Here is a 15,908-nt window from a genome sequence, read left to right on the forward strand (position 1 = left end):
GGCGCGCCGCCTTGTACTCCCCAAGGTGGATGGCCCTCTCCCCTGTGCGTTTAGCCTGGCGCAGTGACGGACGACACGATTCAACGGCTGCCCGCACGTGGCTGGCGCGCGGCGGCCGAGCAGGCCCTGTACGGCCCGGGTGGCTTCTACCGCAGGCCGGAGGGGCCCGCGGGGCATTTCCGTACGTCCGTGCACGCATCACCGCTGTTCGCCTCGGCGGTGGCCCGGCTGCTGTGCCGGGTCGACGAGGCCCTGGGGCACCCCGCCGAGCTGGCGTTCGTCGACGTGGGCGCGGGTCGGGGCGAACTGGTGACCGCCGTCCTGGCGGCCCTCCCGCCGGAGGTGGCCTCCCGCGCGCGGGGGTACGCGGTGGAGCTCGCGGACCGGCCCGACGGCCTGGACCGCCGGATCGAGTGGCTCGACCGCCCCCCGGCGGGCGTGACGGGACTCGTCTTCGCCAACGAATGGCTCGACAACGTCCCCGTGGACGTCGTCGAGACGGATCCCGAGGGGGTTCCGCGCCTGGTGCTGGTGCGCGACGACGGTACGGAGGTCCTCGGCGAGCCGGCCGCCGGGCCCGACGCGCGGTGGCTGGAGCGCTGGTGGCCGCTGCCGCCGGAGCCCGGGCTGCGCGCGGAGATCGGGCACCCCAGGGACACCGCCTGGGCGTCCGCCGTGGGCACCCTCGCACGCGGCCTCGCCGTCGCCGTGGACTACGCGCACACGGCGGACGCACGGCCGCCCTTCGGGACGCTGACCGGGTTCCGGGAAGGCCGCGAGACGGCGCCCGTGCCGGACGGTTCCTGCGACATCACCGCACATGTGGCACTGGACGCATGCGCGCTGCCCGGCGGGCGGCTGCTCGCCCAGCGCACCGCCCTGCAGGCGCTGGGGGTGACCGGGGGGCGGCCCCCGCTGTCCCTCGCCTCGGAGGATCCGGCCGCCTACGTACGGGCCCTGACAGGGGCCGGCGAGGCCGCCGAGCTGACCGCGCGGGGCGGGCTCGGCGACTTCGGATGGCTGCTGCAGCCGGTCGGCATCGAGAACCCTCTGACGCAGGAGCCGATCTAGCGGCGGTGTTTCCCGGCGCCTCGGACGGCGACGGCGGACGCCCCGCCTGCCGGTGCCCTACTTGTCGATGTCGCCGACCACGAAGAACATCGACCCCAGGATCGCCACCATGTCGGCGACGAGCGTGCCGGGCAGCAGCTCGGTGAGCGCCTGGATGTTGTTGTACGACGCCGAGCGCAGCTTGAGCCGGTACGGGGTCTTCTCGCCCTTGGAGACCAGGTAGTAGCCGTTGATGCCGAGGGGGTTCTCGGTCCAGGCGTACGTGTGTCCCTCGGGGGCCTTGAGGACCTTCGGGAGGCGCTGGTTGATCGGGCCGGGCGGCAGCTCCGCGATGCGGTCCAGGCAGGCGTCGGCGAGCTCCAGTGCGTTGTGCGTCTGCTCCAGCAGGCACTCGAAACGCGCCAGGCAGTCGCCCTCCTGCCGGGTGACCACGTTCAGGACGTCACCGAGCTCGCCGTAGGCGAGGTACGGCTCGTCGCGGCGCAGGTCGAAGTCGACGCCGGAGGCGCGGGCGAGCGGGCCGCTCACGCCGTACGCGTGCACCGTCTCCGGGGTGAGCACGCCCACGCCGCGGGTACGCCCGCGGAAGATCTCGTTGCCGAGCACCAGGCGGTCGTAGACGTCCATCCGCGAGCGGACGTCGGCCACCGCCTGTCGCGCACGGCCCAGCCAGCCCGCGGGGAGGTCCTCCTTGAGGCCGCCCACGCGGTTGAACATGTAGTGCATACGACCGCCGGAGATCTCCTCCATGACGGTCTGGAGTTCCTCGCGCTCCCGGAAGGCGTAGAAGACCGGGGTGATACCGCCCAGTTCGAGGGGGTACGACCCGAGGAACATGAGGTGGTTCAGGACGCGGTTCAGCTCGGCGAGGAGCGTGCGCATCCATACCGCGCGCTCCGGCACCTCCATGCCGAGCATCCGCTCGACGGCGAGCACCACACCGAGCTCGTTGGAGAACGCGGAGAGCCAGTCGTGGCGGTTGGCCAGCATGACGATCTGCCGGTAGTCGCGCGCCTCGAACAGCTTCTCTGCACCGCGGTGCATATAGCCGATCACCGGCTCGGCGTGCTGGATCCGCTCGCCGTCGAGGACGAGCCGCAGGCGCAGCACGCCGTGCGTGGACGGGTGCTGAGGACCGATGTTCAGCACCATGTCGGTGCTCTCGGCAGCACCGCCGATGCCGACCGTGGTCTCCGTCGTGGGACTCATGGGAACAGTCTCTCGTACGTAGGCTTGCGCCACGGCACGGGGAGTGGGGAGTCCGGCGGGCGATGGGGAGCACGGGGATGACGAAGGAAGCGGGTGGCTCGGAACCGGCGTGGACCGGGCTGCCACCGGGGCTGTTGCGTATGAGGCGGCTGTTGCTGGTGGTGTGGCTGGTGCCGGCCGCCGTGGCCGTCGGCGTGCTACTCGGGGCACTGGCGGGACCGGCGTGGGCGGGCTTCGCGGCCCTTCCGCTGGCGCTGCTGGGCTGGGGCTGGCGGATGGTTGGCCGCAACTGGCGGTCCTGGCGGTACGCGGAACGGGCCGACGACCTGCTGATCAGCCGGGGCGTGCTGTGGCGCGAGGAGACGGTCGTGCCCTACGGCCGCATGCAGCTGGTCGAGGTGACCTCCGGACCGGTCGAGCGCCGCTTCGGGCTCGCGAGCGTGCAGCTGCACACCGCTGCCGCCGCGACGGACGCGGTCATCCCGGGCCTGCTCCCCGAGGAGGCCGAACGCCTCCGCGACCGGCTCACCGAGCTGGGCGAGGCCCGATCGGCGGGCCTGTGACGACGCCGGGGCCGGACGGGGAGCCGCGCGGCCGCGGGGCCGGCGCCGCCGAGGACGCCGGCGCGAGCGTTCCCGCGCAGGGCACCGGGAGGGACATGGCCGCCGGAGGCACCGGCGGCGTACCGGCACAGGGCACCGGGAAGGACATCGCCCCCGAAGGCACCGGCGGCGATGCACACCCACCGGGAGACGCCGGGGATGTGGCCGCGCGGGGCGTACCCGCGCAGAGCACCGGGAGGGACGCCGACACCGGCACAGGCGTGTCCGACCGGCACGGGGCGACGGACGGGTCCACGTCCGTCGCGGGCACCGCCGGAAGCACCGGCACCGTGGTGGAGCGGCGGCTGCACCCCTTCACGCCGTTCCGGCGGGCGTGGGCACCGGTCGCGGCACTGGCCGGCTGGGCGATGCACGACCCGAACCAGGCACAGCGGCAGCTGACCGAGCTCACCGCGACGACACTGACGATCGCGCTCGCGGTGATCGTGCCCGCCGCCGCACTCTACGGCTTTCTCAGCTGGTGGTTCACGCACTTCGCGGTGACCGACACCGAGCTGCGGATCCGCACCGGGCTGCTGTTCCGGCGCACCGCGCACATCCGGCTCGAACGGCTCCAGGCGGTCGACGTGACCCAGCCGCTGCTGGCGCGGATCGCCGGGGTCGCCAAGCTCAAGCTCGACGTCATCGGCACGGACGACAAGGACGAACTGGCCTATCTAGGCGAGGCGGAGGCCCGGGCGCTGCGTGCGGAGCTGCTGGCCCGCGCCGCCGGATTCGCGCCCGACACCGTGCACGAGGTCGGTGAGGCGCCGGTGCGGCAGCTGCTGCGGGTGCCCCCGCGGATGCTCGCGCTGTCGGTAGCGCTGAGCGGCGCGGCCTGGGGCTCGCTGGCCGCGGCACTGGCCCTGCCGCCGGTGGTCCTGTTCCTCACGCACAGCCTGTGGACGGCGATCGCGGTGGGGATCCCGCTCCTGGGGACGGCGGGGGCGAGGAGCTTCGGCCGGTTCGTCGCCGAGTACGACTGGACGGTGGGCGAATCACCCGACGGGCTCCGGATCGACCGCGGCCTCCTCGACCGCGCACACGAGACGGTGCCGCCGGGGCGGGTGCAGACCGTGCATCTGATCGAGCCGCTGCTGTGGCGGCACCGCGGCTGGGTACGGGTCGAGCTGGACGTCGCCGGGTCCTCCAACTCCGTACTGGTGCCCGTCGCGCCGCGCGAGATCGCGGAGGACGTGATCGCGCGGGTGCTGCCCGGGGTCGTGATGCCCCGGGAGTTCACGGGGGTGCCGCGGACGGCGCGGTGGTGTGCGCCGGTGTGGTGGCGCGGCTACGGACTGGCGGTCACGGACACCGTGTTCGCTGCACGGCGGGGGCTGCTGCGACGCCGCGTCGCGCTCGTGCCGCACGCGAAGGTGCAGAGCGTGCGCCTGGAACAGGGGCCGTGGGAACGCTTCTGCGGCGTTGCCGACCTCAGCGTGGACACGGGGGCGGACAAGACGGTCACCGCGAGGCTGCGCGGTGCCGCGGAGGCCGCCGGGCTGCTGGCGGCCCAGGCGGAGCGCTCCCGCACCGGCCGCCTGGCGGCGCGGCCCGACCGCTGGATGACATGACCTGACCGGCCGGCGAGCCCGGATCCGGGGACGGGCCCCGCGCCCGGGCCCCGGGCCGCCGGTCCCTGGCCCGGAAGCCCGGGCCGGCCGTCAGGCCTGGAGGGCCGTGCGGAGGTCGGCCACGTTGATCTGCTCCGTCTCGTCGTGCTCCGTGAGGTCGATGACCCGGCCGGCGGGCGGCTTGAACTCGGACTCGGACTCGGCCTTGTGCAGGGCGAGGACCTCCTCGCCGACCACATCGGCCAGGTCCTCGTTCTGAACGGCCTCCAGCGCGGCGGCACGCTTCGTCCCGAAGAAGTCGAACCCTCCCTGGACCGACGGGCGCCGCACCGGTGCGGGCGGCACCACGGCCGAGGCGGTGGGCACCGTGAAGTACCCGGAGCGCTTCGTGGCGGCCGCGCGCTCATGCCCGTCGGCCGCCGGGGACTTCCCCGCCGCGGGGTCCTCCCCGCCGGGCGTGGAGGCGTCGCCTTCCGGGGCCGCAGCGCGCTTCACCGCCGCATCGCCGTTCACCGCCGCGTCGCTCTTCACCGCCGCATCGCCCTTGGCCGCCAGGTCGCCCTTCGAGGCCACGTCGCCCTCGGGCGTACCTCCGGCCGCCGCGCGCGCCGCCAGCCGGTTCAGCGCCGCGCCGGCCTGTGCGTACAGCCCGGGCGTGGCCACGGAACCCGTACCGCCCTCCGGCGCCGCCGTGGCCGTCCCGGGTGCCGGATCCGGCGGCGGCAGTGCCCTCGTCGGGACCGCCGCCTCTATGGCGAGCAGCCGCCGCCCTTCGAGCGCGGAGGCCCGCTCGGTCTCGGCCGTCGCATACCGGCGCAGCAGCGCGGCGTGCTCGTTGCGCAGCGCCGCGAGCTCGGCACGCTTCGCCCGCAGCTTGCCCTCCATGCGGGCGCGCAGCTCGCGCGACTCCTCGAGGTCGCTCTCCAGCTCGGCCACTCGCTCCTCGTGGCGCCACTCGGCGCCCTTCAGCGAACGGCCAAGATCCGCGACCCGCTTGCCGGCCACCCGGTCCCAACGGCGCATGACGACCGCGCCCACGACGGCGGCCGCCGCGGCTCCCGCGGAGAGGCCGCGCAACAGCATGGGTTCCGTGAACAGCCACGCCCCTGCGGCACAGGCGACGGCGGCGCCTGCGACGGCCGAGGGGGGAAGCAGCCGGTGCAGCGGGGGGGAATGGCGGTGACGTCCACGTGGCATGGCCAGAAACTTACCGCGCGTAGGCGAATCATGGTGCCCCGCAGGGCAAAATCCCGCCGTCGGAGACGCGTTTGCCCAGTGCCCCCGCCGCCGGCACTCGGAAGGCGTTACTTCTTGATCAAACCCTTCGCCTCCAGATACGCCTTGGCGACATCCGCCTCCTTCTGCCGCTCGGCATCCACCTTGCGGTTGAGTTCCACAAGATCATCCGTCGTCAGCGTGTCGGTCAGCTTGCCGAGAGCGCCGGCTATCTCCTTGCTTCCGGCGCCCTTCGCGTTGACCACGGGAAGGATGTTGTCGGCGTTCTGGAGCTTCTTGTCGTCCTTGAGGAGGACGAGGCCGAAGCTCTTGAGCGTCGCGTCGGTGGTCGTGGTCAGCACCAGCTGGTCCGTGCCGTTCTTGACCGCCTGCTTGGCCTGGGTGGTGCCGACCCCCTTGGGGTCGATTCCGGAGACCCGGATTCCGTAACTCCGCTTGAGCCCCGGCGCGCAGAACGGCCGGGTCTCGCATTCGTCACCCGCCGCGATCCTGACCTTCCGGCCCGACTTCCCCAGATCGGAAAGGGTCGTCAGGTGGTGCTGCTTCGCGAATTCGGCGCTCACCGCGAACGCGTTCTGGTCGACCGCGCCCCCCGCCGGAAGCACCTTCAGACCCTGCGGTTCGGCGAGCTTCTTCAGGGCGGCGACGGTCGCGTCGACATCAGGGGACGCGACGGGCTTCGCGTGGGGGCCGTTCTTCTGGAGATTCAGGAATTCCGCGAGCGTCGCCGCGTATTCGGGGACGACGTCGATCGTGCCCTTCTTCAGCTCGGGCTCGTAGACCTCGCGGTTCTGCACGGTCTTCACCGTCGTGTCGTACCCGGCGTTGCGCAGCACCTGCGCGTACAGCTCGGCGAGCACCTTGGCCTCGGTGAACCGGGCTGCGCCGATCACCAGCGAGCCCTTCTTGCCGCCGGACGAGCCCCCGCCCTGGCCCTTGCTCTCCAGGCTGTCCCCGCCGCACGCGGTGAGTCCCGCCGTGAGCGCGCCGACCGCCACCGCCGCGACCGTCATCCGACGCGTTCTGCTGTTCATCGCCAACCACCCCATCATGAATTCGAACGTCCGCGGGCCGGGTCGAGGACCCGTCCCGCCACCACGAGCACCGCCTCGACGAGCAGGGCGAGCAGCGCCACCAGGACGGCGCCCGCGACCACCTGCGGCGTGTTCTGCAGGTTGAACCCGGCCGTGATGATCCGGCCGAGCCCGCCTTCGCCGGCCATGGCGGCGAGCGTCGCCGTGGCGACCACCTGCACCGCCGCCGACCTGATTCCGGTCATGATCATCGGGTAGGCGAGGGGCAGTTCGACCCGGGCGAACAGCTGCCGCCCGCTCATGCCCATCCCCCGTGCCGCCTCCACGACCGAGCGGTCCACCTCGCGCATCCCGATGTACGCGTTCGTCAGCAGCGGCGGCACCGCGAACAGCACCAGCGCGATGAGGGTCGGCAGATCCCCGTACCGTCCGAGCGGTGTGAGGGTCAGCAGCACCAGCACCGCGAGCGTCGGCACCGCGCGCCCCACGTTCGAGACGTTGACCGCGACGGCGCCGCCCCTTCCGATGTGGCCGAGCCACAGGGCGAGCGGCAGCGCAATGGCACAGGCGACGCCGAGGCAGACACCGCTGAAGTAGAGGTGCTCGGCGAGCCGGTGCCACACCCCCTTCTCGCCCTGCCAGTTGGCGTCCGTCGTCAGCCAGTCGTACGCCCCGGACATCGCGTTCATACCGCCTCCGCCCCCTTCGGCGCGCCGGCGCCGGCGCGCCCGCGTATGCGCGAGCCGCGCGGGGCGCGGGACGTCCGGGTCCAGGGGGTCAGCAGACGCTGGAGGCCGAGCAGCAACAGGTCGGCGACGAGCGCGAGGAGCACGCAGAGCACCGATGCGGTGAGCACCTGCGCCTTGAAGGTGGTGTCCAGGCCGTCGAGTATCAGCGTGCCCAGACCGCCGTAGTCGACGATCGCCCCCACGGTCGTCAGGGCCACCGTGGACACCGTGGCGATCCGCACGCCCGCCAGCAGGGCCGGCAGGGCCAGGGGCAGTTCGACCTCCCACAACAGCCGCAGCGGACCGTATCCCAGGCCGCGCGCCGCTTCCCGGGCCTCCTCCGGCACGGCCTGGAGGCCCGCCAGGATGTTCCGCACCAGGATCGTCAGCGAGTACAGCACGAGCCCCGTGACGACGAGCGACGCCGACAGGCCGAACAGCGGCAGCAGCAGCGAGAACATGGCGAGCGACGGGACCGTGTAGAGCACGGTCGTCAGGCCGAGGACCGGCCCGGCGAAGGCGCGCCGGCGCCGGGCGAGCAGCGCCAGCGGAAAGGCCACGGCCACGCCGATGACGACCGAGGCGGCCGTGATGCCGATGTGCTGGAGCGTCGCGTCGGTCAACTCCTGGCTGCGGGAGCGGAGGTACGCGGGGCAGATCCAGTCATTGGTCACCAGGCAGTTCCGAGCATTCACCCCGCTCCGCCTCCCCCGATCGTCGAACTCATGTCTGTGGTCCGGCCACATGGCCGAGACTGTCTGGTGACCCTAACCCCCGCCACCGACAATCGCCGAAGGCCGTCGTCCGGGCGCAACACGGCCTTCACAGAACCACCAGCACAATGGGCACCGCGCCGCCCGGCCACGCATCCGCCGGGCACCGCCCGCACAATGGGGAGCCATGATCCGGTTCGAGCACGTCACCAAGCGGTACGCCGACGGCACCACGGCCGTGGACGACCTGTCCTTCGAGGTCGCGGAGGGCGAGCTGGTCACGCTCGTGGGCCCGTCCGGCTGCGGCAAGACCACGACGATGAAGATGGTGAACCGGCTCATCGAGCCGTCGGCCGGACGGATCCTCCTCGACGGGGAGGACATCGCGGGCGTCGACCCCGTGCAGCTGCGCCGCCGCATCGGCTACGTCATCCAGCAGGTCGGGCTGTTCCCGCACCGGACGGTCCTCGACAACACGGCGACCGTGCCGCACCTGTTGGGCTGGAAGCGGACGAAGGCCCGCGAACGGGCCGCCGAACTCCTCGACCTGGTCGGCCTGGACCCGGCCGTCCACGGCGACCGCTACCCCGACCAGCTGTCCGGCGGCCAGCGCCAGCGCGTCGGGGTGGCCCGCGCGCTCGCCGCCGACCCGCCGGTGCTGCTGATGGACGAACCGTTCGGCGCGGTCGACCCGGTGGTGCGCGAACGCCTCCAGACGGAGTTCCTGCGGCTTCAGCAGGCGGTGCGCAAGACGGTCCTGTTCGTCACCCACGACATCGAGGAGGCCGTCCGGCTCGGCGACCGCATCGCCGTCTACGGACAGGGCCGCATCGAGCAGTTCGACACCCCGTCCACCGTGCTCGGCGCCCCCGCCACCGACTACGTGGCCGACTTCGTCGGCGCCGACCGCGGCCTGAAGCGGCTGTCGGTGACGCCCATAGAGAAGGGCGACCTCGAACAGCCGCCGGTCCTGCGCCTCGACGATCCGCTGCCGAGCGATCTGGCCGGCCGCTGGGCCGTGGTGCTCGACGCCGACGGCACTCTGCACGGCTGGATATCCGCGGAACACGCGCGCGGGAAGGGCACCGTGCGCGAGCACGCCCGCCGCATGGAGGCCCGGCTGCCCGTCGGGGCTTCCCTGAAGCAGGCGTTCGCCACGATGCTCCAGCACGACGCCGGGTGGATCGCCGTCACCGACGGGAACGACGGGGAGGGTGCAGGCCGCTTCCTCGGGGTGCTCACCCCTGCCCGGCTGCACGAGGCGCTGCGCCGCTCGACGGCGGCCGACGCCCACGACGTCCCACGCGCGGACGTGACCCTGGAGACGGTCAGCGGTCGCTGAGCCGCGCGCCGAGCCACGACAGCGCCGCCGGGATCTCCCGTCGCCAGGTGTTGAAGTTGTGCCCTCCGCTGTCGAGGACGATCGACGCGATCTGCGTCGTCCGCCTCGCCCGCACCTCGGCGATGAAGCGGAGCGTCTCCTTGTAGTTCGCCTCGCCGTGCCGGCTACTGCTCACCAGCAGCGCCGTCTTCGGGGCCTCCGGCATGTTGCGCATGTACCAGTGGAGGTCAGCCTTCTGCTGCAACAGGAGGTTCCCGTGGAACAGGTCGCCGGTCGTGGGGTCGTGCGGCGCCTTGTAGTACGGCGAGAGTCCCACCGCGGCGGCGTACGCCCCGGGGTGGTGCACGGCGAGCTTCAGCGCGCAGTAGCCGCCCGTGGAGTCGCCGATGACGCCCCAGCCGCCCGGCCGCTTCGCCGTCCTGTAGTGCGCGGACACGCTCTCCTGGAGGTCCTGCGCGAAGAAGGTCTCGGTCTTCGGGCCGCCCGGGACGTCCACGCACTCCGTGTCCCGGGGCGGCGCCACGGTGGGGCGCAGCATCACCAGGATCATCGGCTGCATCCTGCCGGCCTTGGCCTGCTCGTGCGCGGTCTGCGGATAGCGCAGGCCCTTGATGAGCGCCTCCGCCGTCCCCGGGTAGCCGGTGAGGACCGCGGCGGCCGGGAAGGTGCGCTTCTTGTACTGCGGCTGGAAGTACTCGGGCGGCAGATAGACGTACGCCTGGGTTGCGATGTGGGACCTGCGGCCGACGACGTCGACCTTCTGGATCTGTCCGCCGAGGGTCGGCCGGGCCCCGTCGGGCACGTTCACGGTCTGGGTGTCGACGACCTTCAGGGGCCCGCCCGCGCCACCGGCGACGCTGTGGTCCACGACCACGCCCTGTCCCTGCTCCAGTCCGAAGAGGTCCGCCCAGGAGGCGTAGAAACCGAAGGCCTGGTTGGCGGAGAGGCCGATCGAAGAGAAGATCGCGAGCTGGGTCGCGAACAGCAGTCCCACGCGCCCCGCGACGGCCCGCCAGTTGCGGTTCGCCAGTCGCGGCCAGAGCCAGACCGTGCCGAAGAACAGCAGCACGGCCAGCAGCACTGCCAGCGCCAGCACCTTGTTCGCCGTGAGACCCATGCCGTGTTTTCTCCGCCTGTACTCTGCGTCCGCCGCCTGATCGCACGACCAGGTCGTGACCGTTGCTTACCTTGTGCTTGCCGTACCTTTTCCGCCGGTTTTCCGAAGGGGAGTAAACCGGTCCCCCCGAAGCGCCGTCCTAGAGGGCGCAATGTCGCCGGATGCCCTTTTGGCAACGGCTCAACGTCTCTCGCAGAACTACGGAATGCGATGTCTGTCAGGATAGATGGGGAAATGTCCGCCGGGGTTCCGCGCGTCGCGAGGCGGACCGGGCACCTGCTGCACGGGCCCCGCCCGGAGGCGGTTCCTGCATTCGTCGCAGGTGCCTGCTCCCTCATAGGGCTGGTCGACGTCGCGGCTGGTGTGTTCCCGCGCTTCCGCCACAGCCGTATGCACGCGCTCGCCGAAGTGCTGCCCGGCTCGCTCGGCCCCTTCGCGGCGGCCCTGTCGTTGAGCGCCGGCGTTCTGCTGCTGCTCCTCGCGCACGGCCTGCGCCGCAACAAGCGGCGGGCGTGGCGTGCCGCCGTCGTGCTCCTTCCGGCGGGCGCCGTGGCCCAGTTCACCTACCGCCACTCGATCGTCGGCGCCGTGATCTCGCTCCTCCTGCTGGGGCTGCTGCTGCGCCACCGGGGCGAATTCGCCGCGCTGCCCGACCCGCGCAGCCGCTGGCGCGCACTGGCGAACTTCGTGCTGATGGGCGCCGGTTCGATCCTTCTGGGTCTGATCATCGTGAGCGCCCACCCGCACACGCTCGTGGGCGACCCGAGCCTCGCGGACCGGCTCACGCACGTGCTGTACGGGCTGTTCGGTCTGGAAGGACCCGTCGACTACACGGGAACCACCGGCTGGACGGTCGGCTTCTCGCTCGGCGCGCTCGGCATGCTCACCGCCGTCACCACCATCTACCTCGCCCTGCGCCCCGAGCACCCCGCCGCGCGGCTCACCGAGGACGACGAGCGGCAGCTGCGCGACCTGCTCACCAAGCACGGGGGCCGCGACTCGCTCGGCCACTTCGCGCTGCGCCGCGACAAGGGCGTCGTCTTCTCGCCGAGCGGCAAGGCCGCCGTCTGCTACCGCGTCGTCTCCGGCGTGATGCTCGCCAGCGGCGACCCCATCGGCGACGTCGAGGCCTGGCCCGGTGCCATAGAACGCTTCATGGACGAGGCCAAGGCACACTCGTGGACACCCGCCGTCGTGGGCTGCTCCGAGACGGGTGGCCAGGTGTGGACCCGTGAAACCGGCCTGGACGCCCTCGAACTGGGCGACGAGGCGGTGGTGGACGTCGCGGATTTCTCCCTGTCCGGGCGCGCGATGCGAAATGTGCGCCAGATGGTCAAGCGGATCGAACGCGCCGGTTACGAGACCCGGGTGCGGCGCGTGCGTGACCTCGCCCCGGCGGAGCTGGAGCGGATCCGGCTCGCCGCCGACAACTGGCGCGGCACCGACACCGAGCGCGGCTTCTCCATGGCGCTCGGCCGGGTCGGCGACGCCGACTGCCTGATCGCCACCGCCCACAAGCCGGACGCCCCCGGCACCTACGGCGATCTGAAGGCCGTGCTCCACTTCGTTCCCTGGGGCAGCGACGGCGCTTCGCTCGACCTGATGCGCCGTGACCGTTCCGCCGACCCCGGCATGAACGAGCTCCTCATCGTCGCCGCTCTCAAGGCGGCCCCCGGGCTCGGCATCAACCGGGTCTCCCTGAACTTCGCGATGTTCCGCGCGGCCCTCGCGCGCGGCGAGAAGATCGGCGCGGGTCCGGTGCTGCGCGCCTGGCGCGGTCTGCTGGTGTTCCTCTCGCGCTGGTTCCAGATCGAGTCGCTCTACAAGTTCAACGCGAAGTTCGGCCCGCGCTGGGAGCCGAGGTTCATGGTGTACCGCTCCACGAAGGACCTCCCCCGCATCGGCTTCGCCGTGATGCGCGCCGAGGGCTTCGTGAGCGTGGGGCTGCCGCGCGCGCTGCGCGGGCGGGGGCCGCGGCCGTGCGGCCACCAGGTGCCCGGCCAGGAGGCGGAGGCCCTGTAGACCGCGAGGGACCCGGGCTCCCGCCGGAGGCGGGGGGAGCGGTGTCTCCCCCCGGGCCTACGCTTGAGCCATGAGTACGTTGCGCCGCGGCCGGGTCACAGGGCTTCCGCAGTGGGACCGCTGCGCGGTCATGGGGGTCGTCAATGTGACGCCCGATTCCTTCTCCGACGGCGGCCGCTGGTTCGACACCACGGCCGCGGTCAAGCACGGCCTCGACCTGGTCGCGCAGGGTGCCGACCTGGTCGACGTCGGCGGCGAGTCGACCCGGCCGGGAGCCACCCGCGTCGACGAGGACGAGGAACTGAAGCGGGTCGTCCCGGTGGTGCGCGGCCTCGCGTCCGAGGGCGTCGTGGTCTCCGTCGACACCATGCGCGCCTCCGTCGCCGAGCGGGCGGTCGCGGCGGGCGCCTCCCTGGTCAACGACGTCAGCGGCGGCCTCGCCGACCCCGCCATGGTGCGGGTGGTCGCCGAGGCCGGCGCGCCGTTCGTGGTCATGCACTGGCGCGGCTTCCTGGAGGGCGGCAACATACGCGGCGCGTACGAGGACGTGGTCGCCGAGGTCGTCTCCGAGCTCCACGCGCGTGTGGAGGCCGTCATCGAGGGCGGCGTCGCCCCGGACCGCATCGTCGTCGACCCGGGCCTCGGCTTCTCCAAGGAGGCCGACCAGGACCTCACGCTGCTGGCCCGCCTGGACCGGCTGCGCGACCTCGGGCACCCCGTGCTCGTGGCCGCCTCCCGCAAGCGGTTCCTCGGCCGTGTCCTGGCCGGCCCCGACGGCGCCCCGCCGCCGGCACGGGAGCGTGACGCCGCCACCGCGGCGGTCTCCGCGATCGCCGCCCACCAGGGCGCCTGGGCCGTCCGTGTCCACGAGGTGCGGGCCACCGCCGACGCGGTCCGGGTGGCCCGGGCCGTGGAAGGCGCCCGGTGACCGCCTCGCGCACCGAGATCGAGCAGGTCGAACGGGCCAACACCGCCTTCTACGAGGCACTCGAACGCGGCGACTTCGAGGAGCTGTCCACGCTCTGGCTGGACGGCGACGTCCCGCCGGTCTCCTGCGTCCACCCGGGCTGGCCGGTGCTCACCGGACGGGGCGAGGTACTCCGCTCGTACGCCCTGATCATGGCGAACACGGACTACATCCAGTTCTTCCTCACCGATGTGCAGGTCTCCCTCAGCGGGCAGACGGCCCTGGTGACCTGCACCGAGAACATCCTCAGCGGGGGCCCCGCCCCCGAGGAGGGCGAGGAGCTGGGGCCGCTCGTGGGCCAGCTGGTCGTCGCGACGAATGTGTTCCGCCGCACACCCGACGGCTGGAAACTGTGGTCGCACCACGCGTCACCCGTGCTTGCCGAGAACGGGAACGACACGGACACCGATTCATCCCCCTGAGCGACGCGACACCCTCCCGAACAGCAGGAACACTCTTCCGAGCGAGCGGGCCACCCGGCCGGCGGCCTCCTGCCGGGTGGGGGAACGCCGAAGAGTGGTTGGAATCACTGACCCGTGGGTAGGGGCGGCTACCGACCCGTGTACCAGCGTGTTCCCCGGAGGAGACTCCGGCCGAATTCGTGGGATCCCGGGCCCCCATGGGCGAACGGTGTCAGTGCCCGCAGGTAGATTCGATGGTGGCTGGCGTGCCGACCGCACTCGGTGCGAGCCTGCCGATACCGACGATTGCAGGAGTGATTCGCGTGGATCGTGTCGCGCTGCGCGGCCTGAAGGCCCGCGGGCACCACGGTGTCTACCCGCGGGAGCGCGAAGAGGGCCAGACCTTCATCGTGGACCTGGTGCTGGGGCTGGACACCCGGGCGGCCGCGGCCGACGACGACCTGGCGAAGACCGTGCACTACGGCATCGTGGCCGAGGAGGTCGTCGCGGCCGTCGAGGGCGAGCCGGTCGACCTCATCGAGACGCTCGCCGAGCGCATCGCCCAGACGTGCCTGAAGCACGACGGGGTGCAGGAGGTCGAGGTGTGCGTCCACAAGCCGGATGCTCCGATCACCGTGCCCTTCGACGACGTGACGATCACGATCACCCGGAGCCGAGTATGACCTCATTCACCCAGGGGCAGAGCGACCCGACCGTACAGCCGGTGCCCGCGGCGGTGGTGGAACAGGTGGACGCGGCCGACACCACCCTCTCCAACCCGAAACGCGCCGTGATCTCCCTCGGCAGCAACCTCGGCAACCGCCTGGAGACGCTCCAGGGCGCCGTGGACGCGCTGGAGGACACTCCCGGGGTGCGCGTCAAGGCGGTCTCGCCGGTGTACGAGACGGAGCCCTGGGGCGTCGAGCCGGGCTCCCAGCCGTCGTACCTCAACGCCGTCGTGATGCTGAAGACGACCCTCCCGCCGTCGTCCCTGCTGGAGCGGGCCCACGCGATCGAGGAGGCGTTCAACCGCGTCCGGGACGAGCGCTGGGGCCCCCGCACGATCGACGTCGACATCGTGGCGTACGCCGAGGTCGTCTCCGACGACCCGGTGTTGACGCTCCCCCACCCGCGGGCCCACCAGCGCGCGTTCGTCCTCGCCCCCTGGCACGACGTCGACCCGCAGGCCCAGTTGCCCGGCCTGGGCGCCGTCGCCCAGCTGCTCGGCCATGTCACCCGCGAGGGTGTCGAGCCCCGCGGCGACCTGGAACTCCGTCTGCCCGAGTAGTCGTTAGGGTCTATCGGACGACATTTCCAGAGGGGCTTCCCACGCCTCCGGGGCCGCAGGGGCTTCCGGGGCCGACGCCCCGGAGGGCGAAGGGGCGACGTGAAACAGCTGCGCATCAGGACGCTGGCCGGTGTCTTCGTCGTGGCCGGAGTGCTGTCCTGGGCGGGCGCCCGGTTGTGGGACTCGCTGGGGACCCTGCCGCGCGTGCCGCTGGCGGCGCCCATCGTGCTGGCGGTGATCGCCGTCGTGCTGCTCGCCACGGCCCTGTCCCTGCGTGCCCGGCTCAAGGCGCAGCGCGAGCGGCGCCCCGGTGCCAAGGGCGTCGACCCGCTGATGGCCGCCCGCGCGGTCGTCTTCGGCCAGGCCAGCGCGCTCGTCGCCGCTCTCGTGGCAGGCCTGTACGGCGGCGTGGGCGTCTTCCTGCTCGAATCGCTCGACATCCCCACGCGCCGGGATCAGGCCGTCTACGCCGGTCTCTCGACGCTCGCCGGCATCGCCGTCATAGCGGCCGGCTTCTTCCTGGAGCGCGTCTGCAAGCTCCCGGAGGACGACGACCAGAACGAGGGAGCGGCCCGGACGGTGTGAGGACACCGTCGGGCCGCGC

16 protein-coding genes are annotated in these 15,908 nt (G+C 72.3%); 10 read left to right on the top strand and 6 right to left on the bottom strand.

Annotated elements, in window-relative coordinates; all coding sequences use genetic code 11:
• Positions 1-63: 63 nt before the first annotated feature.
• A complete protein-coding gene (locus ACWCP6_RS17560; protein WP_450933343.1) occupies positions 64-1,071 on the top strand; it encodes an SAM-dependent methyltransferase in 1,008 nt (335 codons plus the stop codon).
• Between the two features lie 57 nt (positions 1,072-1,128).
• On the opposite strand, the gene ACWCP6_RS17565 is transcribed toward ACWCP6_RS17560, so the two are convergent.
• Entirely contained in the window at positions 1,129-2,280 is a 1,152-nt protein-coding gene (locus ACWCP6_RS17565) for an NADH-quinone oxidoreductase subunit D (protein ID WP_450933344.1), read from the bottom strand.
• A gap of 77 nt (positions 2,281-2,357) precedes the next feature.
• Here ACWCP6_RS17565 and ACWCP6_RS17570 point away from each other — a divergent pair, with 77 nt between their 5' ends.
• Entirely contained in the window at positions 2,358-2,843 is a 486-nt protein-coding gene (locus tag ACWCP6_RS17570; protein WP_450933345.1) for a PH domain-containing protein, read from the top strand.
• A gap of 95 nt (positions 2,844-2,938) precedes the next feature.
• Positions 2,939-4,456: a PH domain-containing protein gene (locus ACWCP6_RS17575; RefSeq protein WP_450933501.1), complete on the top strand. Its 1,518-nt coding sequence runs from the start codon at positions 2,939-2,941 to the stop codon at positions 4,454-4,456.
• Between the two features lie 90 nt (positions 4,457-4,546).
• On the opposite strand, the gene ACWCP6_RS17580 is transcribed toward ACWCP6_RS17575, so the two are convergent.
• The 4 genes from ACWCP6_RS17580 to ACWCP6_RS17595 all read right to left on the bottom strand — a co-directional run bounded on the left by ACWCP6_RS17580 (position 4,547) and on the right by ACWCP6_RS17595 (position 8,149).
• Entirely contained in the window at positions 4,547-5,653 is a 1,107-nt protein-coding gene (locus tag ACWCP6_RS17580) for a hypothetical protein (RefSeq protein ID WP_450933346.1), read from the bottom strand.
• 107 nt (positions 5,654-5,760) lie between these two features.
• Positions 5,761-6,726, bottom strand: coding sequence for an ABC transporter substrate-binding protein (locus ACWCP6_RS17585; RefSeq protein ID WP_450933347.1), 966 nt, complete (start codon positions 6,724-6,726; stop codon positions 5,761-5,763).
• 14 nt (positions 6,727-6,740) lie between these two features.
• A complete protein-coding gene (locus ACWCP6_RS17590) occupies positions 6,741-7,415 on the bottom strand; it encodes an ABC transporter permease (RefSeq protein ID WP_450933348.1) in 675 nt (224 codons plus the stop codon).
• Positions 7,412-8,149: an ABC transporter permease gene (locus tag ACWCP6_RS17595; protein WP_450933349.1), complete on the bottom strand. Its 738-nt coding sequence runs from the start codon at positions 8,147-8,149 to the stop codon at positions 7,412-7,414. The genes ACWCP6_RS17590 and ACWCP6_RS17595 overlap by 4 nt, the downstream gene beginning before the upstream one ends.
• 205 nt (positions 8,150-8,354) lie before the next feature.
• On the opposite strand from ACWCP6_RS17595, the gene ACWCP6_RS17600 reads away from it, so the two are divergent.
• Positions 8,355-9,509, top strand: coding sequence for an ABC transporter ATP-binding protein (locus ACWCP6_RS17600; protein ID WP_450933350.1), 1,155 nt, complete (start codon positions 8,355-8,357; stop codon positions 9,507-9,509).
• Here ACWCP6_RS17600 and ACWCP6_RS17605 read toward each other — a convergent pair.
• On the bottom strand, positions 9,496-10,626 hold the full coding sequence (locus ACWCP6_RS17605; protein ID WP_450933351.1) for an alpha/beta hydrolase: 1,131 nt from the start codon (positions 10,624-10,626) through the stop codon (positions 9,496-9,498). The two genes, ACWCP6_RS17600 and ACWCP6_RS17605, sit on opposite strands and share 14 nt — an antisense overlap.
• A 234-nt stretch (positions 10,627-10,860) precedes the next feature.
• On the opposite strand from ACWCP6_RS17605, the gene ACWCP6_RS17610 reads away from it, so the two are divergent.
• The 6 genes from ACWCP6_RS17610 to ACWCP6_RS17635 all read left to right on the top strand — a co-directional run bounded on the left by ACWCP6_RS17610 (position 10,861) and on the right by ACWCP6_RS17635 (position 15,889).
• Complete coding sequence (locus ACWCP6_RS17610) at positions 10,861-12,648, top strand: phosphatidylglycerol lysyltransferase domain-containing protein (RefSeq protein ID WP_450933352.1); 1,788 nt, start codon at positions 10,861-10,863, stop codon at positions 12,646-12,648.
• 70 nt (positions 12,649-12,718) lie between these two features.
• A complete protein-coding gene (gene folP / locus ACWCP6_RS17615) occupies positions 12,719-13,576 on the top strand; it encodes a dihydropteroate synthase (RefSeq protein ID WP_450933353.1) in 858 nt (285 codons plus the stop codon).
• A complete protein-coding gene (locus tag ACWCP6_RS17620; RefSeq protein ID WP_450933354.1) occupies positions 13,573-14,037 on the top strand; it encodes a nuclear transport factor 2 family protein in 465 nt (154 codons plus the stop codon). Before folP ends, ACWCP6_RS17620 begins: the two co-directional genes overlap by 4 nt.
• A gap of 302 nt (positions 14,038-14,339) precedes the next feature.
• Positions 14,340-14,699: a dihydroneopterin aldolase gene (gene folB / locus ACWCP6_RS17625; RefSeq protein WP_450933355.1), complete on the top strand. Its 360-nt coding sequence runs from the start codon at positions 14,340-14,342 to the stop codon at positions 14,697-14,699.
• Positions 14,696-15,304, top strand: a complete 609-nt coding sequence (gene folK / locus ACWCP6_RS17630; protein ID WP_450933356.1) for a 2-amino-4-hydroxy-6-hydroxymethyldihydropteridine diphosphokinase — start codon at positions 14,696-14,698, stop codon at positions 15,302-15,304. Before folB ends, folK begins: the two co-directional genes overlap by 4 nt.
• Positions 15,305-15,403: 99 nt before the next feature.
• The gene (locus ACWCP6_RS17635; protein WP_450933357.1) at positions 15,404-15,889 is read left to right on the top strand and encodes a DUF3180 domain-containing protein; all 486 of its coding nucleotides are present in this window, start codon (positions 15,404-15,406) and stop codon (positions 15,887-15,889) included.
• Positions 15,890-15,908: the final 19 nt, after the last annotated feature.

The organism is Streptomyces sp. NPDC002004 (assembly GCF_053593975.1).